This is a genomic window from Amycolatopsis sp. M39 (assembly GCF_001651785.1).
Taxonomy (GTDB): Bacteria; Actinomycetota; Actinomycetes; order Mycobacteriales; family Pseudonocardiaceae; genus Amycolatopsis; species Amycolatopsis rubida.
Genome location: NZ_LWSF01000014.1, coordinates 15,766 through 39,770, shown reverse-complemented (window position 1 = coordinate 39,770; position 24,005 = coordinate 15,766). Strand labels below are relative to the sequence as shown.

General features: G+C 70.4%; 19 protein-coding genes. 10 read left to right on the top strand and 9 right to left on the bottom strand.

Annotation, left to right across the window (positions count from 1 at the left end; genetic code table 11):
• Positions 1-8 precede the first annotated feature (8 nt).
• Complete coding sequence (gene nadD / locus A4R44_RS26370; protein WP_078560899.1) at positions 9-608, bottom strand: nicotinate-nucleotide adenylyltransferase; 600 nt, start codon at positions 606-608, stop codon at positions 9-11.
• Between the two features lie 166 nt (positions 609-774).
• Here nadD and A4R44_RS26365 point away from each other — a divergent pair, with 166 nt between their 5' ends.
• On the top strand, positions 775-2,892 hold the full coding sequence (locus tag A4R44_RS26365) for a RecQ family ATP-dependent DNA helicase (RefSeq protein WP_067586217.1): 2,118 nt from the start codon (positions 775-777) through the stop codon (positions 2,890-2,892).
• A 651-nt stretch (positions 2,893-3,543) separates the two neighbouring features.
• Here the strand turns inward: A4R44_RS26365 and A4R44_RS26360 are convergent.
• Positions 3,544-4,905 (bottom strand): FAD-dependent monooxygenase, encoded by a 1,362-nt coding sequence (locus A4R44_RS26360; protein ID WP_107648887.1) that lies wholly within the window; start codon positions 4,903-4,905, stop codon positions 3,544-3,546.
• Between the two features lie 162 nt (positions 4,906-5,067).
• Here A4R44_RS26360 and A4R44_RS26355 point away from each other — a divergent pair, with 162 nt between their 5' ends.
• From A4R44_RS26355 to argS, 3 genes are all read left to right on the top strand, one after another.
• Positions 5,068-5,403, top strand: coding sequence for a helix-turn-helix transcriptional regulator (locus A4R44_RS26355; protein ID WP_067586214.1), 336 nt, complete (start codon positions 5,068-5,070; stop codon positions 5,401-5,403).
• Positions 5,404-5,840: 437 nt separating this feature from the next.
• On the top strand, positions 5,841-7,130 hold the full coding sequence (locus A4R44_RS26350) for an MFS transporter (RefSeq protein ID WP_067586211.1): 1,290 nt from the start codon (positions 5,841-5,843) through the stop codon (positions 7,128-7,130).
• A 57-nt stretch (positions 7,131-7,187) separates the two neighbouring features.
• Complete coding sequence (gene argS / locus A4R44_RS26345) at positions 7,188-8,906, top strand: arginine--tRNA ligase (protein WP_067586208.1); 1,719 nt, start codon at positions 7,188-7,190, stop codon at positions 8,904-8,906.
• 1 nt (position 8,907) lies between these two features.
• On the opposite strand, the gene A4R44_RS26340 is transcribed toward argS, so the two are convergent.
• Positions 8,908-9,552: a TetR/AcrR family transcriptional regulator gene (locus A4R44_RS26340; RefSeq protein WP_095213608.1), complete on the bottom strand. Its 645-nt coding sequence runs from the start codon at positions 9,550-9,552 to the stop codon at positions 8,908-8,910.
• 115 nt (positions 9,553-9,667) lie between these two features.
• On the opposite strand from A4R44_RS26340, the gene A4R44_RS26335 reads away from it, so the two are divergent.
• From A4R44_RS26335 to A4R44_RS26315, 5 genes are read left to right on the top strand one after another with little or no spacing between them, the layout of a single operon-like run.
• Positions 9,668-10,462, top strand: coding sequence for an enoyl-CoA hydratase-related protein (locus A4R44_RS26335; RefSeq protein ID WP_067586202.1), 795 nt, complete (start codon positions 9,668-9,670; stop codon positions 10,460-10,462).
• A 2-nt stretch (positions 10,463-10,464) separates the two neighbouring features.
• On the top strand, positions 10,465-11,610 hold the full coding sequence (locus A4R44_RS26330; RefSeq protein WP_067586199.1) for an acyl-CoA dehydrogenase family protein: 1,146 nt from the start codon (positions 10,465-10,467) through the stop codon (positions 11,608-11,610).
• Positions 11,611-11,620: 10 nt separating this feature from the next.
• Positions 11,621-12,355 carry an SDR family NAD(P)-dependent oxidoreductase gene (locus A4R44_RS26325; protein ID WP_067586196.1) on the top strand — a complete coding sequence of 245 codons (735 nt, stop codon included), beginning with the start codon at positions 11,621-11,623 and terminating at the stop codon, positions 12,353-12,355.
• A 13-nt stretch (positions 12,356-12,368) separates the two neighbouring features.
• Positions 12,369-13,991 (top strand): AMP-binding protein, encoded by a 1,623-nt coding sequence (locus A4R44_RS26320; protein ID WP_067586193.1) that lies wholly within the window; start codon positions 12,369-12,371, stop codon positions 13,989-13,991.
• A gap of 28 nt (positions 13,992-14,019) precedes the next feature.
• Positions 14,020-14,496 (top strand): hypothetical protein, encoded by a 477-nt coding sequence (locus tag A4R44_RS26315; protein ID WP_067586190.1) that lies wholly within the window; start codon positions 14,020-14,022, stop codon positions 14,494-14,496.
• Positions 14,497-14,498: 2 nt separating this feature from the next.
• Here the strand turns inward: A4R44_RS26315 and A4R44_RS26310 are convergent, their stop codons facing one another.
• Positions 14,499-15,749, bottom strand: coding sequence for an NAD(P)/FAD-dependent oxidoreductase (locus A4R44_RS26310; RefSeq protein ID WP_095213619.1), 1,251 nt, complete (start codon positions 15,747-15,749; stop codon positions 14,499-14,501).
• Between the two features lie 85 nt (positions 15,750-15,834).
• Here A4R44_RS26310 and A4R44_RS26305 point away from each other — a divergent pair, with 85 nt between their 5' ends.
• Positions 15,835-16,458, top strand: coding sequence for a TetR/AcrR family transcriptional regulator (locus A4R44_RS26305; protein WP_067586187.1), 624 nt, complete (start codon positions 15,835-15,837; stop codon positions 16,456-16,458).
• A gap of 98 nt (positions 16,459-16,556) precedes the next feature.
• Here A4R44_RS26305 and proB read toward each other — a convergent pair whose 3' ends face one another.
• From proB to A4R44_RS26280, 5 genes are all read right to left on the bottom strand, one after another.
• Positions 16,557-17,663, bottom strand: coding sequence for a glutamate 5-kinase (gene proB / locus A4R44_RS26300; RefSeq protein ID WP_067586184.1), 1,107 nt, complete (start codon positions 17,661-17,663; stop codon positions 16,557-16,559).
• Positions 17,660-19,183 (bottom strand): GTPase ObgE, encoded by a 1,524-nt coding sequence (gene obgE / locus A4R44_RS26295; RefSeq protein WP_067586181.1) that lies wholly within the window; start codon positions 19,181-19,183, stop codon positions 17,660-17,662. The genes proB and obgE overlap by 4 nt, the downstream gene beginning before the upstream one ends.
• 167 nt (positions 19,184-19,350) lie before the next feature.
• Complete coding sequence (gene rpmA, locus A4R44_RS26290; protein ID WP_009081082.1) at positions 19,351-19,608, bottom strand: 50S ribosomal protein L27; 258 nt, start codon at positions 19,606-19,608, stop codon at positions 19,351-19,353.
• 46 nt (positions 19,609-19,654) lie between these two features.
• Entirely contained in the window at positions 19,655-19,969 is a 315-nt protein-coding gene (gene rplU, locus A4R44_RS26285) for a 50S ribosomal protein L21 (RefSeq protein WP_009081084.1), read from the bottom strand.
• A 161-nt stretch (positions 19,970-20,130) separates the two neighbouring features.
• On the bottom strand, positions 20,131-23,604 hold the full coding sequence (locus A4R44_RS26280; RefSeq protein WP_095213607.1) for a translation initiation factor IF-2 N-terminal domain-containing protein: 3,474 nt from the start codon (positions 23,602-23,604) through the stop codon (positions 20,131-20,133).
• Positions 23,605-24,005: the final 401 nt, after the last annotated feature.

Sequence of the window (24,005 nt, the reverse complement as noted above, 5' to 3'; positions counted from 1 at the left end):
GTACCCGGTCAGGCCTCGGCGTCCTTGCGGTAGAGGTCCTTCTTGGCGATGTAGCGCACAACGCCGTCGGGCACGAGGTACCAGACCGGCTCGCCGCGCTCGACGCGCTCGCGGCATCCGGTGGACGAGATGGCCATCGCGGTGACCTCGACCAGGCTCACCTTGCCGCTCGGCAGATGGTGCGAGTTGAGCCGGTAGCCCGGCCGGGTGACACCGATGAAATGCGCGAAGTCGAACAGCTCGTCGGCCTTGTGCCAGGTGAGGATCTGTTCGAGGGCGTCGGCCCCGGTGATGAAGAACAGCTCGTCGTCCGGGTATTCCTCGTGCAGGTCCCGCAGCGTGTCGACGGTGTAGGTCTGGCCGCCGCGGTCGATGTCGACCCGGCTCACCGAGAAGACCGGGTTGGACGCGGTGGCGATGACCGTCATCAGGTAGCGGTCCTCGGCGCGCGTGACGCGGCGGCCGGACTTCTGCCACGGCTGCCCGGTCGGCACGAAGATGACCTCGTCGAGCGCGAACCGCGACTGGACCTCGCTGGCCGCGACGAGGTGGCCGTGGTGCACGGGGTCGAAGGTGCCGCCCATGACCCCGATCCGGCGTGGTGACATAGCCGGTGAGCCTATACGCGCGGGCACGCGAGGGCTTCCCGTCGCGCCTGCGACCTAGGTTACTGTTGTGACATGAGTCACATAACTCTGCGTTTCCGGCCGGAAACTGTCCGTTCCGGTCCGGGCGGCTCCGGGATTGTCGGGGGCATGGGGTAGACCGGGGGACGTGGACACCACCGATACCACCCCAGACCTCCGGACCCGCGCGGAGACCCTGCTCCGGGCGCTCGCCGGGGACAACGCCGCCCTCCGAGAGGACCAGTGGACCGCCATCGAGGCACTGGTCGCGCACCACCGGCGCGCGCTCGTCGTGCAGCGCACCGGCTGGGGGAAGTCGGCCGTGTACTTCCTCGCCACCGCGCTGCTGCGGGAACGGGGAGCGGGACCGACGGTCATCGTGTCGCCGCTGCTCGCCCTGATGCGCAACCAGATCTCCGCCGCCGCCAGGGCGGGGATCCACGCGGCCACCATCAACTCGGCGAACGCGCAGGAGTGGGACCAGGTCCAGGCGTCGGTGGCCGCGGGAGAGGTGGACGTGCTGCTGGTCAGCCCGGAACGGCTCAACAACCCGGACTTCCGCGACAGCGTGCTGCCGAAGCTCACCGTCGGCGCCGGCCTGCTGGTGGTGGACGAGGCGCACTGCATTTCCGACTGGGGCCACGACTTCCGGCCGGACTACCGGCGGCTGCGCACGCTGCTGGGCGACCTGCCCGACGGCGTGCCGGTGCTGGCCACCACCGCGACCGCGAACGACCGGGTGGCCACGGACGTCGCCGAGCAGCTCGGCATCGGCGGCGAGACGGACACGCTCGTCCTGCGCGGTCCGCTCGACCGGGAAAGCCTGCGCCTGGCAGTGGCCGAACTGCCCAGCGACGAGGCGCGGCTGGCCTGGCTCGCCGAGCACCTGGCGGAGCTGCCGGGGTCGGGCATCATCTACACGCTCACCGTCGCCGCCGCGCACGACGTCACCGCGCTGCTGTCCGACCGCGGCTATCCGGTGGCCGCCTACACCGGGAAGACCGATCCGGCCGACCGCCAGGCCGCGGAGGACGACCTGCTGGAGAACCGGGTCAAGGCGCTGGTGGCGACGTCGGCGCTCGGGATGGGGTTCGACAAGCCGGACCTCGGGTTCGTGGTGCACCTCGGCGCGCCGTCGTCGCCGATCGCCTACTACCAGCAGGTCGGCCGTGCCGGTCGCGGCGTCGAACGGGCCGAGGTGGTGCTGCTGCCCGGGCGCGAGGACAAGGCGATCTGGGCGTACTTCGGGTCGCTGGCGTTCCCGGACGAGCTGCGGGTCACGCAGGTGCTCAACGCGCTCGCGTACGCCGACCGTCCACTTTCGACAGCCGCGCTGGAGCCGTCGGTCGAGCTTTCCCGGTCTCGGCTGGAGATGGTGCTGAAAGTGCTCGATGTGGACGGTGCGGTGCGCCGGGTGCGCGGCGGCTGGGAGAGCACCGGCCAGCCGTGGGAGTACGACCGGGAACGGTACGAGCGCGTCGGTGTCGCGCGGGCGGCCGAGCAGGAGGCGATGCTCGGGTACATCCGCACCGGCGAATGCCGGATGGAGTATTTGCGGCGGCAGCTCGACGATCCGGAGGCAGCGCCGTGCGGCCGGTGCGACAACTGCACCGGGCAGCACTGGAGCACGGCGGTGTCCGACGAAATCGCGGGTGCCACGCGGGAACGGCTGGACCGGCCCGGGGTCGAGGTCGCGCCGCGCAAACAGTGGCCGAGCGGGATGAAAGGGCTCGACGTGCCGCTGTCGGGCCGGATCAAGACCGAGGAACAGGCCGAGCCGGGACAGGTGCTGGGCCGGCTCACGGACGTGGGCTGGGGCGGCCGGCTGCGCGAACTGCTCGGCCCGGGCGCGCCGGACGCCGAGGTCCCCGACTCGGTTTTCGACGCGTGCGTGAAGGTGCTCGCGGGGTGGCAGTGGGCGCAACGTCCGGTGGCGGTGGTGGCGATCCCGTCGGCGACGCGGCCGCAACTGGTGGACAGCCTCGCACTGCGGCTGTCGGCGATCGGCCGGCTGGACTATCTGGGAGAGCTGGCGTCGGCCGGGCCGCCGCCGCGGCAGGCGAACAGCGCGCAGCGGCTGGCTGATCTGTGGCGGAGGTTGAGCCTGCCGGAGGACGTGGCCGCGAGCGTCGCGCAGGCGCGCGGGCCGGTGCTGCTGGTGGACGATCTGATCGACACCGGCTGGACGATGACGCTGGCGGCGCGGCTGCTGCGGCGGGCCGGGGCGGAGGGGGTGTTGCCGTTCGCGTTGGCCAGTACGGCTTGAGGTGCGCCGGGTTCGGTGGTGAGCCGGAGCGGCTTTGCCTGGCCGGGGCGGCGACTGGTCGGCAGGTGCGCCGAGCTTCGGCGGCCGGTCAGTGGACGAACTGGGCGGAATCGACGGCTGAGTGGCGGGGCGCAATCAGCGACTGGGCGCGCCGGGACTGAATCGGCGACTGGGCGCGCCGGGACTGAATCGGCGACTGGGCGCGCCGGGACTGAATCGGCGACTGGATGCGCCGGGGCTGAATCGGCGACTCGGCGGCTCGAGTTCGCGGGGATCCGCGGCTGGTCGTCAGGTGCGCCGGGCGGGGTCGGGCAGGTCGGCTCGGTCACGACCGGCGCGCGGCGTGACTGGTGGGCAGACGGCCGGGCTTGATTGGCCGGGGTCTGCGGCTGGTGGGTACGTGCGGCGGGCTGAGTCGAGCAGACCGGTGTTGTGTTGCTGGCAGGCTCTTGCGTTCGATCGTCGCGTATTCGCCGCCATCAGGCGGAGTTGCTGCTCAGCAGGGTGGCAGGCAACTCGGGAAGACGCCGACAGTGCAGCCGCGCGCATGCCGCGGGTATCTGGTCGCGATGTCGCCGACAGCGGGGCATCCCGTCGAGCAGACCGTCTTCGTCGAATGCCTGATGAACGACCGCGCCGACGAGTACGAAATCAGGCGGCCGGTCGGCGAGGCTGAATTTGCCGCGGCACAAGGAGAACTGGCCGACGCGCAAGGAAACCCCCGGCGTCGCCGCAGGCAGCATCGGCCACGCTCTGGCCTGCGTGCGGCCCAGCCGGGTCGTCGGCCATGGCGGCGTCGACCCGGCTGAGAGCTGCCGCGGAGCCGCGCACCTGCCGGGTGACCGGTCTCCGCGGACCCGGTCTACCGGTTCGCGGCTTCGCGAGCGGTGAACCGGCTCGTGCGACCGGCTGCGCGAGCCACCNAGCCACCGTGTTGCGCACCACCAGGCCCGGCCGGGTACGGGGCACCATGAGCCGGGAGACCAGGCCGACGCGTCGTTGCCGTGGGCCCACTTCACGGCGGAGTCGCGACTCGTAGGCAGCGAAGGCGCGGGCGTGATCGCCTGGATGGGCGGCGAGTTCGTCCGCGAGGGCGTAGGCGCCCGCCATCGCCATACTGGACCCGTCGCCCAGCAGGGCTGTCGCTCCCGCCGCGTCCCCGAGCAGTACGACCCGTCCGCGGGACCACGAGGGCATCCGGACGGTGGTCAGGGGGTCGAAGAACGGAGCCGGGTGGTCGAGGTACGCCGCCACGAGTTCCGGTGCGCGCCACCGCACGTCGGCGTAGGCGCCGGCCACCGTCTGCTTGTGCAGTGCGATGTTCTTGCGGTCGTGGGGTGCTGGCTGCGCGGCCCGGAAAGTGAAGATCGCGAGCGGGGTGGTCCGCGAGGGGTGAACGACCAGCATCCGGTTCGGCACGGTCAGCATCGTCATCTCGTTCGGGTCCTCGATGGCGTCGGGTTCCAACGGGACGGTCGCGCCGTACAGACCCAGATCGCTCACGAACTGCCGCTCGGGTCCGAAGACCAGGCGTCGCACCGCGGAGTGCATCCCGTCCGCACCGGCTACCAAGTCGAAGCGCCGTGGCGCGGACCGCCGAAAGGTGACGTCGACCCCGCCTCTGTCCTGGTCGAGAGCGGTGACCGTGTCGTCGAACAAGAACTCGGCCTCGGACCGCGCCGGCTGGTGGAGGACCTCGGACAGGTCGGCTCGGGTCACCTCGACCGCCGGAGACTCGTCCGAGGCGAGCGGGAGCCGCAGGATTCGCTTGCCGCCGGGGTCGAGCAGGGTCAGCGACCGGGTGCGCGTGGCGAGCCCGCGGAGCTGCGGGAGGATGCCCATGCGCTCGGCGACCGGGATCGCGGGCCCCTTGACGACGACCGCGCTGCCGCCGGAGCGCAGCTGCCGGGCATGTTCGACGACCGTCGGCCGGTATCCCTGCCGGGCCAGCCAGTATGCGAGTGCGGGCCCGGCGATTCCGGCGCCGACTATCAGCACCTCGCGCTTCGTCATGACGATGACCTCTCGGAGTGTCGATGACCCGGAGTCCGGCTACTGGGCCGGGTCTCCATGAGCGGAGGCACCGCGCGGCCGGGTCAAGGTAAGATCAAATTCGTACCTGAGTACAGCATCTCCCTGAGGTACGATGCAAGTCGTACCTGAAGGAGGTATCGCGTGGCCGGGACGAAGCAGGCCGGGCCGGAGGCCGATGCGCTGGATCTGGGTGCGGTGCTTCGCGCTCTCGCCGACGAGCACCGCCGTTCGGTGATGACGGAATTGGCCGCCGACCGCGGCGACAGCGAACGGGGCTGCAACTCGTTCAATCTTCCGATTTCGAAGCAGACCCAGACCCACCACTTCCGGGTCCTTCGCGAGGCGGGCCTCATCGACGAGATCGACTACGGCAACCGCAAGGGCATCCGGCTGCGACGCGCGGACGTCGAGAAGAGGTTTCCCGGACTCCTCGCGCTCCTGAAAGCAGAGCCCCGAGGCGGTACCGCTCCGCACTGAGCACACCGGAGATCGCTGGGGCGGCGGAGGTGCGGCCGAGGCACTCCGGGTTCGGAAACAGGCCTCTCGGCTTCGGGTTGTGAGATAACCGGTTCCAGCGCGGGTTCGCGGTGCGCACCGGGCGATCCGGCGGGCAAGGCACTGGGCCGGTTCAGGCAGGTCGGGCTGCCCGCGGCCGGTGCGCGGGAAGCGGCGGAGCCAGCCCGGACGAGCGCATCCCCGGATCGGCATGGCAACCGGGCGCCTGGCGCAAGGCGAGCCGCCGTCCCGTCGTGACCGCACGATGTCTGTGCGGCGAAAGCGATCCCGCGCCGCCAACCGCATCACGGACCGCAGTGGGACAAGCACCAACCGCCACTCTTGGCCGAGATCTACCGATCTCCGGGCATTTCTGGCAAAGTCCCGTTCCACCCGTGCGGACGTGTGGAGGTTGCCCGATGGCCGGTTCTACGACCGAAGGCGTCGCCCGGCACCGGCTGCCGGTGCGGAAGTTGTTCGCCGCCAGTGCGGGCAATGCGCTCGAGTGGTTCGACTGGACGATCTACGCGACCTTCAGCATCTACTTCGCCGGCGCGTTCTTCCCTCCCGGCAACGAAACGCTCGCCCTCATCAACACGTTCGCCACCTACGCGCTCGCGTTCTTCTTCCGGCCGCTCGGCGGCGTGCTGCTGGGACGGTTCGCCGACGTGCACGGGCGCAAGCCCGCCATGATTCTCACCATTTCGCTGATGGCGGGCGGGTCGGTCGCGATCGGGCTCCTGCCCACGTTCGCGCAGGTCGGGTGGCTCGCTCCGATTCTCCTTCTGCTCGCGCGGATCGCGCAGGGGCTTTCGCTCGGCGGCGAGGTTTCCAACGCTTCGGCGTACCTCGGCGAGGTCGCGCCCAAGGAGCGGCGGGGGCGGTACTCCTCCTTCTTCTACATCTCCACCGGGTCCGCGGTGCTCATCGCGACGGTGCTCGGGTTCGTGCTCGCCCGCACGATGGACAAGGCGCATCTCAGCTCGTTCGGCTGGCGGATTCCGTTCCTGCTCGGCGGGGTACTCGGGCTGGTCGGGCTGTGGCTGCGCCGCAGTCTCGCGGAAACCGAGCTGTACCACGAGAAAAAGGAGACCGCGCGACAGGTGCGGCGGCCGTTGCTCACCACGGTCACTCAGCATCCGAAGGCGGTCGGGCAGCTCATCGGGTTCTCGATGCTCTCGACGCTGTGCTACTACACCTTCTTCAGCGCCCTGACCTCCTTCGCCGTCAAGGGGCGCGGCGCGAACGACGTCGACACCTTCCTCGCGCTTTCCATCGCGACCGCGCTCTTCGTCGTCCTCCAGTACCCGATGGGAGCCCTCGCCGACCGGGTCGGACGGCGGCCTCAGCTGCTGGTCTGGTCCGGGGCGACGGCACTCGTCATCGTCCCCCTCTCCTCTCTCGTGCGGCCCGGGTTCGGGAACCTGCTCATCGTGTTCTGCGTCGGCCTCGCGCTCTACACCGCGATGACCTCGCTCGCCCCGGCGATCATGAGCGAGCTCTTCCCGACCGAACTCCGCGGGCTCGGCATCGGCGCTTGGTACAACCTGACCGTCGCCGTGTTCGGCGGGACCGCGCCGCTCGTGCTCAGCGCGTTGTCCGCGGCGGGCGCTGCCACCGCCTTCTTCTGGTACGTCGCCGCCGGGGCGGCGATCGCGTTCTTCGTGATCCTCCGGATGCCCGAAACGAAGGGCAGCGAACTGCGGTGAACCCGTTCGCGCGCGGTCGGTAGGCTTCAGCGATCGACTAGGCGAAGGAGGGACACCGTGCGCGAGCCCGAGGTGAGTGAGGAACTGGCCCGACGCGTGGTGGCCGCGGTCCGCCGTGCGTTCGACGTCGACCTCGACCCGTCCGCGGCGCTCATCGCGGTGTCCACTCGCGACGGTGTCGACTACCAGTGCAATCTGGCGATGAGCCTCGGCAAACGGCTCGGCACGCCGCCGCGCGAGGTCGCGGCCGGGATCGTCGAGAACCTGGAGCTGGACGGGGTCGCCGACCAGCCGGAGATCGCCGGGCCCGGATTCCTGAACTTCGTGCTGCGCCGCGAATGGCTTGAGCAGCGCGTCGCCGGGCAGTTGCACGACGACCGGCTCGGCGTGGCCGAGGCCGAGCAGCCGCGCCGGGTCGCGCTCGACTACAGCAGTCCCAACGTCGCCAAGGAAATGCACGTCGGGCACCTGCGTTCCACCGTGATCGGCGACGCGATCACCAGGCTGCTGCGCTTCGCCGGGCACGAAGTGCTGCCGCACAACCACCTCGGCGACTGGGGCACGCCGTTCGGCATGCTCATCGAGCACCACCTCGACGAACCGTCCGGCGACCGCAGCGACCTCAACGCGTTCTACCAGGCCGCGCGCCGGAAGTTCGACGCCGACGAGACCTTCGCGAACCGTTCCCGCGAGCGCGTCGTGAAACTCCAGGGCGGCGACCCGGAAACGCTCGCCTTCTGGCAGGAGCTCGTCGACGAGTCGACAAGGCATTTCAACGCGGTCTACCGCCAGCTCGGCATCACGCTCACCGACGACGACATCTACGGCGAGAGCTTCTACAACCCGTACCTGGGCGAGGTCGTCGACGAACTCGAAGCCGACGGGCTCACCGAGATCAGCGACGGCGCGGTCTGCGTGTTCCCCGAGGGCTTCACCAACCGCGAGGGCGACCGGCTCCCGCTGATCGTCCGCAAGCGCGACGGCGGCTACGGCTACGCGGCCACCGACCTCGCCACCGCCCGGTACTGGACCGCCGAACGCGGCGCGACCGACCTGCTCTACGTCGTCGGCACCCCGCAGGCACAGCACTTCGCGATGGTCTTCGCGGTGTCCCGCGCCGCGGGCTGGCTCGACGGCGTGCACGCCGAGCACATCGGGTTCGGCTCGATCCTCGGCGCGGACGGCAAGGTGATCCGCACCCGCGCCGGCGAGACGATCAAGCTCGCCAGCCTGCTCGGCGAAGCGGTCGCGCAGGCTGGCGAAGTCGTTGCCGAGCGCAGTGAACTCAGCGAGGAAGAGCAGCAGGAAGTCGCGCGCGCGGTCGGGATCGGCGCGGTGAAGTACGCCGACCTTTCCAGCGACCGCGAACGCGACTACGTGTTCGACTGGGACCGCATGCTCGCCAAGGACGGCAACACGTCCGTCTACCTGCAATACGCGCACGCGCGGATCGAGTCGATCCTCGCCAAAGCCGGAGAACCCACCGAAGACGCGCCCATCCTGCTTCAGGAACCGGCGGAACGCGCGCTCGCGCTGACGCTGCTGCGGTTCAGCGAAGCGATCAGCGCGGCGACATCCGCGTACGCGCCGCACAAGCTGTGTACGTACCTGTACGACACCGCAGTCACCTTCTCGCGCTTCTACGAACAGTGCCCGGTGCTGATCGCAGAAACGCCGGAGCTGCGCGCTTCGCGGGTACAGCTGGCGACGCTCACCTCGCGCACGCTCGTGCAGGGCTTGGCGTTGCTCGGCATCGAGGCCCCGCGCCGCCTCTAGCTCACCGTCCGAGCTGTCCGAGCTGTCCGAGCTGTCCGATGTGGACGAGCGCCATCAACGTGTCGGCCACCTCGTCCACCGCTTTACCGCGCGCGGCGGACGGCAGTTCACCGCACCATGTCGGCGCCTGGCTCATCGCGGCATGCATGCACTGCAGCACGGTGTCGACGCTGGTGACGGTGAACTCGCCGCTCGCCAGGCCTTCTTCGATCAGCGCGCGGAAAAGCGCGTCGTGGCGACGGCGGAGTTCCTTGATGCGTTCGCGTTGCGCGCTCGGCCATTCGCGCGGCATCAGGAACAGCCGCAACGCCGCCGGATAGTCGTTGACCGCGATCGTGACGTGTTCGTGGATCAACGCGCGCAGCCGGGTTTCCGGCGGGCCCTCGGTGCGGTCGAGCAGGTGCTCCAGCCGGGCCGTCCACTCGTCGCCGAGCGTCTCGATCGCCGCTGTGCCCAGCTCGTCCTTGCTGGAGAAGTAGTAGTACAGCGAGCCCTTCGTGACGTCCAGGCGCTCGGCGACGTGCTCCAGGCTCACCGCGTCGTAGCCGCGTTCGCCGAACAGTTCGGCCGCCGCCGTCAGGATCTCCTGGATCCGCTTGCCCCGTTTGCGCCGCACGCGCTCGGACGGCGGCTTCACCGCGGCCATCTCGTTCCTCCACATCCTTCGCTGCCCCAGAAGCCTACCGGTTGACCATGGATTCAACTCTTGACTCAACAGTCAAATTTTGTCACGGTGGTCAGACGACAGACGGGAGCGAACGATGGAGTTCGAGGACATCCGGTACGAGATCGACGGTCCGGCCGCGGTCGTCACGATCGACCGGCCGGAGCGCTACAACGCCTTCCGCGGGCGGACAGTCGACGAGCTGATCAAGGCGTTCCGCTTGGCGTGGGCGGACAAGCACGTGCAGGCGGTGATCCTCACCGGCACCGGCGAGAAGGCGTTCTGCACCGGCGGCGACGTCAAGCAGCGGGCGGAGACCGGCGACTACGGCCCGACCGAGAGCGGCATGTTCGAGATCGGCAACCTGCACAAGCTCATCCGCGACATCCCGAAGCCGGTGATCGCCGCGGTCAACGGCGTCGCGGTCGGCGGCGGGCACGTGCTGCACGTCCTGTGCGACGTCACGATCGCCAGCGAGACCGCGCGGTTCGGCCAGGCCGGTCCGCGGGTCGGGTCGTTCGACGCCGGGTTCGGCTCGGCGTATCTCGCGCGGGTCGTCGGCGAGAAGAAGGCGCGCGAGATCTGGTTCTTCTGCCGCCAGTACGACGCGGCCGAGGCGGAGCGGATGGGTCTGGTCAACGCCGTCGTCCCGCCGGGCGAACTGCTCAAGACCGCCAAGGCGTGGGCCGGCGAAGCAGCCGAGAAAAGCCCGACCGCACTGCGTTTTCTCAAGCAGTCCTTCAACGCGGACACCGACCACCAGGCCGGACTGTCCAATTTGGCCATGTCCGCGCTCGACCTGTTCACTGCCTCGCCGGAGGGCTTGGAGGGTGCGCAAGCGTTTGCGGAGAAGCGCAAGCCGGACTTCGTCTCGCACGTGAACTGGCACTGACCATGGATTTCACCTTCACCGGCGACGAGGACTCCTACCGGCGAGAGCTGCGCCGATTCGCGGCGAAAGTCCTTGCGCCGCACTACCAATCCGACGACAAGGCGGCGAAGCTGCGGCCCCAGCTCGTCGCGGACCTGGCCTCGATGGGCCTGACCGGCCTGCGCATCCCGGAACGCCACGGCGGCCAGGAGGCCAGCGCGGTCGTCGCCGGGATGGCCGCCGAGGAGGTCGCGCACGGCGACTTCAACGCGGCCTACCTGATCATCGTCAGCGCGCTGGTCAGCGACATCCTCACCCGCAACGCGACCGAGGAGCAGCAGGCGGCGTGGCTGCCGCCGATCGCGTCCGGCGAGGTCGTGCCCGCGTTCTGCATCACCGAACCCGGGCACGGCACCGACGCCGCGAAGCTGGAGATGAAGGCTGAACCGGACGGCGACGGCTGGCGGCTCACCGGCGAGAAAACGTCGATCACGCTGGGCATGTCCGCCGACGTCGCGCTCGTGCTCGCCCGCACCGGCGGTCCCGGTGCCCGCGGCGTCAGCGCGTTCTGGGTCGAACTGGACGACGCGTATGTCTCGCGGGCGGCGTTCGACGACCTCGGCAGCCGGGCGATCGGCCGCGCTTCACTGCACTTCGACGGACTGCCCGTCCCGAAGGATGCCTTGGTCGGCGGAGAAGGACAGGGCTTCGTCTCGGTGATGCAGGGTTTCGACTACTCCCGCGCGATCATCGGGCTCGCCTGCCTTGGCGCAGCGCAGGTTTCGCTCGACGAGGCGTTGCAGTGGTCCCGCGACCGCGAGGCGTTCGGCAGCCCGATCGGCACCTTCCAGGGCGTCGCGTTCCCGCTCGCTGAGCAGGCGACTTACCTGCGCGGAGCCCGGCATGTCTGTTACGAGGCGTTGTGGCGCAAGGACAACGAAGTCGAGCACAGCACCGAGGCGGCGATGGCGAAGTTCTGGGCGCCGAAGCTCGCCGCCGAGACCATCCACCAGTGCCTGCTGACCTTCGGGCACCTCGGGTATTCCAGCGAAAGCCCGGTCGGGCAGCGGCTTCGCGACGTGATCGGCCTCGAAATCGGCGACGGCACCGCGCAGGTGTCGAAGCTCGTCATCGCGCGCAACCTCCTCGGCCGCGCCTACGCACCCTGATGGAGAAACCATGCTGAAAGACAAAGTAATCATCGTCACCGGCGCGGGCCAGGGAATCGGCCGCGGCATCGCCGAGAAGCTGGCCGCCGAGGGCGCGACCGTCGTGGTCAGCGACATCAACGAGACCACCGCGAAGGAAACCGCGGCCGCGATCGGCGGGCTCGGCGTCCAGACCGACGTCACCTCCCCCGAGTCCGTCGCCGCCGCGGTCGAGCAGGTTCGCGCGCAGTTCGGCCGGATCGATGCGCTGGTCAACAACGCAGGCTGGGACAAGGCGGGCCCGTTCGTGGAATCCGATCGCGCCGATTGGGACCGCGTCGTGCAGATCAACCTCTACGGTGTGCTCAATACCTGCCGCGAGGTGCTGCCGGTGATGGTCGAGCAGGGTTTCGGCTCCGTGGTCACCATCGCGTCCGATGCCGGTCGCGTCGGCTCGTCGGGCGAGGCGGTGTACTCGGCGGCGAAGGGCGGCGTCATCGCGTTCACGAAGTCGATCGCCCGGGAATTGGCCCGCAACACGGTCAACGCCAACGTCGTCTGTCCTGGCCCCGCGGACACCGCGTTGTTCGCCTCGCTCGGCGGCGACAACCCGAAGCTGCGCGAAGCACTGACGAAAGCCATCCCGTTCCGGCGGCTCGCGCAGCCGTCCGACATCGCGAACGTGGTCGCCTTCCTGGCCTCCGACGAGGCCGCCTACGTCACCGGCCAGACCGTCAGCGTCAGCGGCGGCCTCACCATGAGCTGACCCGGAGCCCGCCATGTTCGCGACGATTCTCAACGACGAGACGATCGAGGCCCACACCCGCGCCGGGTACTGGGTCAACCGCATCATCACCGACTACCTCGACGACGCCGCGGCGGCCACGCCGGACAAGACCGCGTTCGTCGATTCGCGGCGCAGCGTCACGTTCGGCCAGCTCAAACGGGAGGTCGACCGGTGCGCGCTCGGGCTGCTGGAACTGGGCGTCCGGCCCGGCGACGTCGTGTCTTTCCAGCTGCCGAACCGGATCGAGTGGATCGTCGTGCACTACGCGGCGAGCCGGATCGGCGCGGTCAGCAATCCGCTCATCCCGATCTATCGCGACCGCGAGGTCGGCTTCATGGTCGCGCTCGCGAAGTCGAAAGTCCTGGTGGTGCCGCGGGAATTCCGCGGTTTCGACTACCCGGCGATGGCGGAGCGGCTCCGTCCGCGGTGGCCGGAACTGGAGCACGTGCTGGTGGTCGGGTCGTCCTGGGACAAGTTCGCCGCGACGCCCTGGGAAGAGCGGCGGGAGCTGCCGTCGTGGCGGCCTGATCCCAACGACGTCACCCTGCTGATCTTCACCTCCGGCACCACCGGCGAGCCCAAGGGCGTGATGCACACGCACAACACGGCCGTCGCCGCGAACAACCCGCTCCCCGACCGGCTCGGCATCACTTCCGACAGCGTCCTGCACATGGCGTCGACGCTCGCGCATCTCACCGGTTTCCTTTACGGCGCGAGGCTCGGCGTGCAGAACGGCGCGACCTGCGTGCTGCAGGACGTATGGGATGCCGCGCGATTCGTGGAACTGGTCGCCGAACACGGCATCACCTACACCTCCGCCGCCACGCCGTTCCTGCACGATCTGCTGTCCGCGCCGAACCTCGCCGACCACGATCTCAGTTCCCTGCAACGGTTCTGCTGCATGGGCGCACCGATCCCCCGCGCGCTCGTGCGGCAGGCACGGCGGAAGCTGCCCGGTCTGGTCGTGCTCGGCGGCTGGGGACAGAGCGAGGACGCGCTGGTCACGCTCGGCATCCCCGGCGATCCGGACGACAAGCTGATCGACACCGACGGCTATCCGTGGCCGGGGATGCGGATCCGGACCGTCGACGCGGACGGGACCGAATTGCCGCCAGGCGCCGAAGGCCGGCTGCAGGTCGCCGGGCCGTTCCTGTTCGCCGGCTACGCGGAACGGCTCGAACTGGCCCGCGAGAGTTTCACCGGCGATTGGTTCGACACCGGCGATCTCGCGACCATCGACGCCGACGGCTACCTCCGCATCGCCGGCCGCACCAAGGACGTGATCATCCGCGGCGGCGAGAACATCCCGGTCGCGTACGTGGAGAACGTCCTTTACGAACACCCGGACGTCGAAGCGGTCGCCGTGGTCGCGGTCCCCGATCCGCGACTTCAGGAACGCGCTTGCGCCTGCCTTGTGCTGAACCCCGGCGCCCACCTGGACCTGGAGAAGCTGCGCGGCTTTCTCGCCGAGAAGGGCGTCGCCAAGCAGTACTGGCCGGAGCGCGTGGAACTGTTTCCGGAACTCCCCCGGACCGCCAGCGGCAAAATCCAGAAGTTCCAGCTCCGCATGCTGGTGGACAAGGAGAGCGGGACCGGTCCCCGGCCGGTTCAGTAGCTTCGGGCGCGAGAGAAGGGAGGATCTCGTGTCCCGCGACGATCCCGATTACGCCCGCGCCCTCGCGCTGGTCGAGGAGGCGCTGTCCCGGCTGCGCGGCCCGATCCGCCGCGAACGGCGGCGGCTGCGCTGGGAGCAGTGGCGCAGGCGTCCGTACTACCGCTTCGAACCGGACGGCGGGAAACCGCAGCTCGTGCACCTGGCCGGGCTCCGCGTCACCCCGCTGTGGACGACCGTCGGCACCGGCGTCTCCGACGTCGACGTGCGTTATCCGGTCACCGCGCGCCGCCGGTTCACGATCGGGCGGCGTTGGCTGGTGCGGCACGACTACGACGAATTCCGCGTGTCGATCTCGCTGGTCGCCGACGCGAGCGGCCAGGCCGTGCTGATCGCGCCGGGCGGCCAGACCTACACCGCGGACGAAACCGGCTGGCAAACCCTGGCAGCTCTGCTGTACAAGGAGTACGCCATGCCGCCGGGCGGGCGCTGGTACGGCGCGGGCTGACGTCAGCCGCGCAGCTTCCGCCGCAGCGAAAGGCCCGCCCCCAGCACGGTCATCGACGCGCGCATCGCCCTGCGGCTGAACCGGCTTTCCGTCACGAACTGCCCGGCGCTGCGCAGCGAACCACGCACTTGCGGGTACGCGTACTTCCGCATCTGCCGCTCGTAGTCGGCGACCGCAGCGGTCACGTCGCCGCCGCGGGAAAGGTTGCGGCACAACACTTGTGCGTCGCACAGGGCGATGTTCGCGCCGATGCCGCGAAACGGCGTCATGCTGTGCACGGCATCGCCGAGCAGGGTGACCGGACCGGGCTCCCACTCGCGGACCGGCACCGACGTGCGGATCGGCAGCATGCTCACCGTGCCGTCCGGCGAGTCCCGCACCAGCCGGCTGAACGCCGGATGCCAGTCGCGGATCCGCTCCAGCATCAGCGACCGGAGCGCGGGAGCGGCCAATTCGGCGAGATCGCCGGGGAACAGCCCGGCTTTCGCTCCGTAGGACCACATCACGTAGCTGCCGGTGTTGTCGAACAGGACCGGATCGAGGGCCGCGGACTCGTCGTTGGCCGAAGCCGCCGGAAACTCGTGCGGCGCGGTGAACATCCCGCTGCCCGCCGGCGGCAGCACGTACGTCGGGGCGGTCGCCAGCCGTTCCGGGAGCTGCCGGACGGACTCGGCGTTCAGCGGGAACTTACCGATGACGGTGCGGATCCCGGTGTCCGCCCGCTTCGCGTGCGGCAGCAGTTGCGCACGGACCCGGGAATTCGCTCCGTCCGCGCCGACGACCAGGTCCGCCTCGGCGGTGGTGCCGTCCGCGAAGTGCAGGCCGACGCCCTTCGGGCCGGTCTCGTAGCGCACGAATTCCTTGCCGTGCCACAGGACGTCGTCCAATCCGGACGACAGCACCTGGTGCATCGAGATCCGGCTCGCCGAATGGTGCGCGGCGGCCGGATCGCCGCTCGGCGGAGCATCGAGAGCCGCCAGTTCGCGCATCTGCTCGGTGACGAATCCGAACACGCCCTTGCTCTCCCCCGTCGTGGCGAGGAAGCGCTCCCACGCCTCGGCCGGCAAGCACTCGTGCAGTGCGGCGGAGCCCATCGGCGCGATGTGCACGCGGTAGCCCTGCAAGCGCTCGGTCCGGGTGCGGCTGCGCTCGTACACCGCCACCTCGACTCCGGCCCGCGCCAGGCCGTGCGCCAGGCACAACCCGCCGGTGCCGCCGCCTACCACCGCCACCTTGATCTTGTTCACGGTCATCCCCTCTCGGTCGGTCTCCATAATTATCCACAAGGATGATTGCGTCAACCTTTTGGATGATTAATGCGTCGGTTAGGCTGCGCAGGTGTCCGAGACCACCCCGCGCCGCGCGCCGCGCCCCGGTGAGCGTCAGCGCGATCCCGAACGCACGAAGGCCCGCATTTTCGAGGCGGCCAAGGCCGAGTTCGGCAGCAAGGGGTACGCGGCCGCGCGGGTCAGCGACATCGCGCAGCGCGCCGGAGTGAACAAGCAGCTGATCTCGTATTACTTCGGCGGCAAGGAAGGCCTGTACGCGGAGGTCGCGAGCGAACCGTTCGCCGGGTTCTCCGCGATGACCACGCCGGACCGTCCGCTCGCGGACGTGCTCGCGGATTTCGCCAGGAGCGGGCTCTCCGACCAAGACCAGGCCCGGTTGTTCCTGCGGGAGAACATGGCCGAGGGCACCCCGGACGAGGCGGCGGCGGAGTCGCAGCGGGAGTTCCTGCGGGGTCAGCTCAAGTACATGCGGGCCCGGCAGGAAGCGGGCGACTTCCCGTCCGATGTGGACCCGGAGACGTTGCTGCTGATGCTGATGGCGGCGGCGAGCGCGCCGACGTCGCTCCCCCGGATCGCGGAAGCGCTCACCGGGGAGGATCCGTCGGCAGAGTCCTTTGTGGAGTACTACGCGGAGCAGCTGGCTCGCGTGGCTCGGCATCTCTCGGGGTCTTAGCGGCAATGCNCGGCAATGCCACAGGCTTGAGCCGGGCCGGCTCGCCCTGCCCTCAGGTCCGCGAATCGGTTCGGGCGGGATCTTCGGTGCCGGGCTTCTTAGCGGCGCAGCGGTACGAGATCGTCGGCGTGGACGACCTCCCGGCGGTGTTCCACCGGGACCTCATGGCTGGACCGCCCGATCAACCCAGGCAGCTCCCCCGCATCGAACCCGACCACCCCGCGCGCCACCGGCACGTCCGCCGAATCCACCAGATCGACGACATCTCCGGCCTCGAAATCCCCGTCCCAACCAGTGATTCCGGCCGCCAGCAGCGACCGGCGTCGCAGGATCGCCCGCACCGCGCCGTCGTCCAGGCGGAGCCGGCCGGAGGTGTCGGCGGCATACCCGAGCCAGAAGCGGCGGGCGGACAGCCGGGTGTCAGCGGGCGCGAACGCGGTGCCGACGTTCGCCTCGCGCAGCGCGTCCCCGGCGTCGGCGGCAGCGGCCAGCAGCACCGGGATTCCGGCGCCGGCCGCGGTGCGCGCGGCGGAAAGTTTCGAGACCATGCCGCCGGTGCCGAGACCCGAGGACGACATTCCGACCGCGATGCCCTCCACATCGGACTCGCCGCGCACCTCGGTGATCTTGCGGGTCGCGCCGTCGCGCGGGTCGCCGTCGTACAGACCGTCCACATCGGACAGCAGGACGAGCGCGTCGGCACCGACGAGGTGCGCCACGAGCGCGGCGAGCCGGTCGTTGTCGCCGAAGCGGATCTCTTGCGTGGCAACGGTGTCGTTCTCGTTCACGACCGGCACCGCGCCGAGCGCGAGCAGCCGGGAGAACGTGCGCTGCGCGTTGCGGTAGTGCGAGCGGCGGACGACATCGTCGGAAGTGAGCAGCACCTGGCCGACGGTCAGGCAGTAGCGGCCGAACGATTCCGCGTACGCGTGCGCCAGCGCGAGCTGTCCGACGCTCGCCGCGGCCTGCTGAGTGGCCAGGTCGCGCGGGCGCTTGCCCAGCTTCAACGGCGCGAGCCCGGCACCGATCGCACCCGAGGACACGAGGACGATCTGCGCGTCGCGGGCCACGCGATCCGCGATGGCATCCACCAAGGCGTCGAGCCGCGCGACGTCGAGCCCGCTGCCCGCGGTCGTCAGTGCCGAGGAACCGACCTTGACGACCAGCCGGCGAGCTTCCGCGATCGCGTGCCGCGTGCCGCTCACCGGTCGCGCTCCGCCTGCTCCTCGTCTTCCCACACGTCATCCAGCTCAGCGTCGACAGACGGGGCGGTCTCCTCTTCGACCAGGTCCTCGTCCTCGCCGGTGCCGTCGCGGCGGATCCGGCGGGCTTCCTTGCGCTCGGACGCGCCGACGCGGTCGGTGCGCTCCAGCCGGACGTCCGTGCCACGGCCGGACAAGTGCACCGCGACGCCCGGCGTGGAGGGCTGCCATTCGAACTGGATGTCGCCGATGGTGACCGGGCTGCCCGGGCGGGCGCCGTTCTTCGCGAGCGCTTCCTCGACGCCGAGCCGGTTGAGCCGGTCCGCGAGGTAGCCGACTGCCTCGTCGTTGGCGAAGTTCGTCTGCCGGATCCACCGCTCCGGGCGCGAACCGCGGACGATGAACCCGCCTTCTTCCTCCGGATCGCGTTCGACGGTGAACCCGCTGTCGTCGATCGCGAGCGGGTGCAGCACGATCTTCTCCGGCTCCAGCACCGGCTGCGCCTCCCGGTAGGCCTCGACGACCTCCGCCAGCGCGAAGCTCAGCTCCTTCAGGCCCTTGCGCGACGCGGTCGAGACCTCGAACACCCGCAGCCCGCGCGCCTCCAGGTCGGGGCGCACGAACTCGGCCAGCTCGGCCGCTTCCGGGATGTCGATCTTGTTCAGCACCACCACGCGCGGGCGTTCCTCGAGCTTGCCGCCCAGCCCCGGCGTGTAGCGGGCCAGCTCCGCTTCGAGAGCGTCCACATCGGACAGCGGATCGCGGCCCGGCTCCAGCGTCGCGCAGTCGACCACGTGCACCAGCACGGCGCAGCGTTCGATGTGGCGCAGGAAGTCCAGGCCGAGCCCGCGCCCCTCGGACGCGCCCGGGATCAGGCCCGGCACGTCGGCCATCGTGAAGACCGACGAGCCGGCGGTGATCACGCCGAGGTTCGGCACGAGCGTGGTGAACGGGTAGTCGGCGATCTTCGGCTTCGCGGCGGACAGCACGGAAATCAGCGACGACTTGCCCGCGGACGGGAAGCCGAGCAGGCCGACGTCGGCGACCGAACGCAGCTCCAGCACGAGGTTCCGGCTCTCGCCGGGCTCGCCGAGCAGCGCGAACCCCGGCGCTTTGCGGGCCTTGGAGGCGAGCGCGGCGTTGCCGAGCCCGCCGCGACCGCCTTGGGCGGCGACGAACCGGGTGCCGGGGTTGGTGAGGTCCGCGACGAGTTCGCCGTCCTCAGTGAACACGACGGTGCCCGGCGGGACCTTCATCTCCAGGCCCTCGCCGGCGGCGCCGTTGCGGTTGCTGCCCATGCCCATTTTGCCGTTGCCTGCGCGGGCGTGCGGGCGGAAGTGGAAGTCGAGGAGGGTGTGCACGTTGGCGTCGACGAGGAGGGTGACGTCACCGCCGTTGCCTCCGTTGCCGCCGTCCGGGCCGCCGAGCGGCTTGAACTTTTCGCGGTGCACCGAGGCACAGCCGTTTCCCCCGTCCCCGGCGGTCAGATGGATGACCGCGCGGTCCACGAACCGGGACGCCATGGGCTTGCCTCACTTCACTCACGAAACGACAAAACGGTGCGGACCACGCTGGGTCTGCCAGCGGCCGCACCGTGGGGGTCCGGGGGCTCGGCCCCCGGGTGACATAAGCGAGCGACGTGGTCCGCGTATTCCGCGGACACACGTCGCCCAAAAGCTCGCGCCGAAGATCAGGCTTCGACCGGCACGATGTTGACCGTCTTGCGGCCGCGCTTCGAGCCGAACTCGACCGCACCGGCGGCGAGCGCGAACAGCGTGTCGTCGCCGCCGCGGCCGACGTTCACACCGGGGTGGAACTTGGTGCCACGCTGGCGGATCAGGATCTCGCCCGCGTTCACCTCCTGGCCGCCGAAGCGCTTGACGCCCAGTCGCTGGGCGTTCGAATCACGACCGTTGCGGGAGCTGGACGCACCCTTCTTGTGAGCCATCGCTCATGCCCCTTCTTGAAAGCTTCAGTCTCGAAGATCCGAAGAACTACTTGGAGATGCCGGTGACCTCGACGCGGGTCAGCTTCTGCCGGTGACCCTGGCGCTTGTGGTAGCCGGTCTTGTTCTTGAACTTGTGGATCCGGATCTTCGGACCCTTGGTCTGCTCGACGACCTTGCCGGTGACCGAGACCTTCGCCAACGCGTCGGCGTCCGTGGTGACCTCGCCACCGTCCACGAACAGCACGGCGGGGAAGGTGTGCTCGGTGCCCGGCTCGCCCTCGAGCTTCTCGACCTCGACGACGTCGCCGACGGCAACCTTGTACTGCTTGCCACCGGTCTTGACGATCGCGTACGCCGACACGGAAGTCTCCTGCATTACTCGACAATGGGTTAGGGGGCTGGCGCGGCCGGCCCGCCCGGGGGCGGTCCAGGTGCTCGCGCAGCGGCTCATGCTTGCGATGAGCCGTACTACAGGTTACGGGAGGCCCCGGGCGCTGCTGCACCCGGGGTACCCGTGGTGGATCAACTCTGGTCCGAAGCCTTCACCGGCGGCCCTGCCGGACGCGAAGCGGTGCGGCGCGGACGGCGCCGGGTGCTGCGCACGGCCGGGGCCGGGACGTCGACCTCGGGTTCTTCTCCCGCGTCCGCCTCCGGGGCGTCCGCCTCCGGGGCGTCCGCCTCCGGGGCGTCCGCCTCCGGCGCGGCCTGGCTGGCCGCGGGCTCCGGCTGCTTCGCTTCCGGCTGCTGGACGGGGGCCGGGGCCTCCGCCTTGTCTTCCGCCTTGTCCTCGGTCTTGTCCGGCGCGGCGGCCTGCTCGGCCGTTTCCCGCTCCTTCCCCTCAGCGGCTTCCGTATCGGGGTGCTCGTGCTTCGCCTTGGACGCGTTGGCCATGGCCTGCACCGCCGACACGACCGACTCGCGCTGTTCCGGGGTCGGCGCCGGGGCGGGCTGCTCCGGCTTGGGCTCGTGGTGCTGCTGCTCCTCGCCCTTGCCGCGGCCGCGGGAGCGCCGCGAGCTCTTGGTGTCGCCGCCGCCGTGGCTGTGGCCGTTGTGCCCATTGCCGCCGCCGTTGTGGCCGTTCCCGTTGCCGCCGCCGGTGCGCTGCGGTTCGGTGGACACGACGACGCCGCGGCCCTTGCAGTGCTCGCAGGGCGTGGAGAACGCCTCAAGCAGCCCGGTGCCGATCTTCTTGCGCGTCATCTGCACCAGGCCCAGCGACGTGACCTCGGCTACCTGGTGGCGCGTGCGGTCGCGGCCCAGGCATTCGGTGAGCCTGCGCAGCACCAGCTCGCGGTTGGACTCGAGCACCATGTCGATGAAGTCGATGACGATGATGCCGCCGATGTCCCGCAGCCGCAGCTGGCGGACGATCTCCTCCGCCGACTCCAGGTTGTTGCGGGTCACCGTCTCCTCGAGGTTGCCGCCCGAGCCGGTGAACTTGCCGGTGTTGACGTCGATGACGGTCATCGCCTCGGTGCGGTCGATGACCAGGTAGCCGCCCGAGGGCAGCCAGACCTTGCGATCGAGCGCCTTGGTGATCTGCTCGTCGATCCGGTGGTCGGCGAACGCGTCGCCGGTGCCGGTGTAGCGCTTGAGCCGGTCGGCGAGGTCGGGCGCGACGTGCTGGACGTAGTCGTTGATGGTGTCCCAGGACCGGCCGCCCTGGACTTCCAGCTTGACGAAGTCCTCGGTGAACAGATCGCGCACGACCTTGACCAGCAGGTCCGGCTCCTCGTAGAGCATGGTCGGCGCGTTGCCCTTTTTGCCGGAAGCGGCGGCGGCCTTCTCCTTGATGACGTCCCACTGCGCCTTGAGGCGGTCGACGTCGCGGCCCAGCTCGTCCTCGCCGATGCCCTCCGAGGCGGTGCGGATGATGACGCCCGCGTCCTCCGGGACGATCCGCTTGAGGATGTCCTTGAGCCTGCGCCGCTCGTTCTCCGGCAGCTTGCGGGAGATGCCGGTGGCCCCGCCCGCGGGGACGTAGACGAGGAACCGGCCGGGCAGCGAGATCTGCGTGGTCAGCCGGGCGCCCTTGTGCCCGACCGGGTCCTTGGTGACCTGCACCAGGACGCTGTCGCCGGTGGAGAGCGCCTGCTCGATCTTGCGCGCCTTGCCCTCCAGCCCGGCCGAATCCCAGTCGACCTCGCCCGCGTAGAGCACGGCGTTGCGGCCGCGGCCGATGTCGATGAACGCGGCCTCCATGCTGGGCAGCACGTTCTGGACGCGGCCGAGGTAGACGTTGCCGACGATCGAACCGGTGCCCGACGACGTCAGGAAGTGCTCGACCAGCACGCCGTCCTCGAGCACGGCGATCTGCGTGGACTCACCCTTCTCGGCGACGACCATGGTGCGCTCGACCGACTCGCGGCGGGCGAGGAACTCGGCCTCGGACAGGATCGGGGCGCGGCGGCGGCCCGCCTCGCGGCCGTCGCGGCGGCGCTGGCGCTTGGCCTCCAGCCGGGTGGAACCGCGGACGCTGCGCACCTCGTCGCGCGCCGGGCGCTCGGTCTCGGCGGCCTTGGCCTGGCGGACGTGCGTGACGGTGTTCGGCGGGTCGTCGGTGCCGTTCGTGTCGGCCCCGTCGTCGTCCCCGCCCTTGCGGCGGCGGCGACGGCGGCGGCGCTTGCTGCCGCTGTCGGACTCGGAGTCGTCGTCGGACTCCGCGTCGGCGTCGCCCATCTCGTCCGGCTTCGCGGTCTTGTCCTTGGTGTCTTTGGCGTCTTTGCTGTCCTTGGCCTGCTGGTCGTGCTGGCCCTCGGAGGTTTCGTCCTCGTTCTCGGACTGGGCCTCGTCGCCGCCCTTGCCCCGGCCGCGGCCACGACGGCCGCGACGGCGCCGGCGACGGCCGCCCGCGTCGTCGCCGTCCTCGTCGGAACGCTCGTCGCGGGTCTCGTCGGAGATGTCCTCCTCGGCGGTTTCGGCGGTGCGGTCAGGACGCTCGGCCTGCGCGGGAGGCTCGCCGGCACCGAACACCGGCTCGGGCTTGGTACGCGACTGCTGCGCGGGCTCGGGCGGCAGGAAGACCGGCGAGGGCGCGGCGAAGACCGGCACGTGCACGGGGCCGCGGACCGGGGCGGCCTGCTCGGTTTCCTGCTGTTCGGCCGGGATCGCGGGCGCGACGGCCCGGCGGGCGCGACGGGTGCGGGTGCGCTTCTCGCCGGTTTCCCGAGCGGCTTCCGGCTCGGCGGATTCGGCGGAGAACGGACGGGCCGGGGCCGCGTCCCGCGAAGCGGCTTCCGAGGCAGTGCCCTGCTCAGCACCGGTTTTCGGGGTGGCGGTGTCTGAGGCCCCAGTCCCCGGCGCGGCGACCGCTTCCGGAGCGGTGGTGTCCGAAGCCCCAGCGCCCTGCTCAGCACCGGTTTCCGGGGTGGCAGTGTCCGAAGCCCCGGCACCCGGCGCGGCGACCGCTTCCGGAGCGGCAGTGTCCGAAGCCCCAGCACCCGGCGCGACGACCGCTTCCGGAGCGGCAGTGTCCGAAGCCCCAGCGCCCTGCTCAGCACCGGTTTCCGGGGTGGCAGTGTCCGAAGCCCCAGCACCCGGCGCGACGACCGCTTCCGGAGCGGCGGTTTGGCGCGAAGCAGCATCCTGTGCGACGGCTTCCGAGGATTCGGGGGTCTGCGCGGCGGTGCCCTGGGTGGCTTCCGGGGCTTCCTCGCTGTCCTGGGCTCCGGCGGTCGCGCCGGTCTGCTCGGCGGCTTCGGTCCCGGCGGCGGCCTCCGGCTCGGCCGCGGCCGGGCTCTGCCCGGTGGCTTCGGCGGTCTCCGCGTCGAGGATGACCGCGACGCGGTGCGCGACCTCCTTGGTCACGCTCGACTGGGCGCTGCGGGGGCTTTCCCCCAGCTCGGCGAGCTTGCCGAGCAGGTCGCGGCTGCTCAGGCCGAGCAGCTTGGCCAGCGCGTGCACGCGGATGCGCGGCGGCAGCTCGCCCAGCCTGCTGGTCGTGGGTGCGACGGTATTCCCGCCGGTCTGATCGGCGGGTGTGTCCGCGTTCGACATATGTCTCCTCCGCCCCCGGGCGCGTCAGCCGGTTCGCACCGGTGGTGACGCGGCCGCGCAGGGGCCCTTTCTGTTCCGTGCCCGCCGTGGTGGTGACCAGCGGCGGGAATCCTGCTGGCAGCCGTGCGGTCCGCCGGTCGGCGGCCGCTCGGTTCCTGGTCTGCTCGGCGGGGTGCCGGCCTGCTCGCGACCCCCGGGCCACCCGCCACGACATCGACCTTGGCCCGGCCTCCCGGGGGCGACGCGCGTGGTGCCGGTCCGGCACTCCTCCGGGCCGCTCACGACGCGAGCGGGATGCCCGTCGGCGCAGCGGCCAACGCGAGTATCCCACACCCGGGGGGACACCCGGTGTAGTCGGTGTCCCTCGGCAGGCGCCCGGGCGTGCCGCGATCATGCGCCCG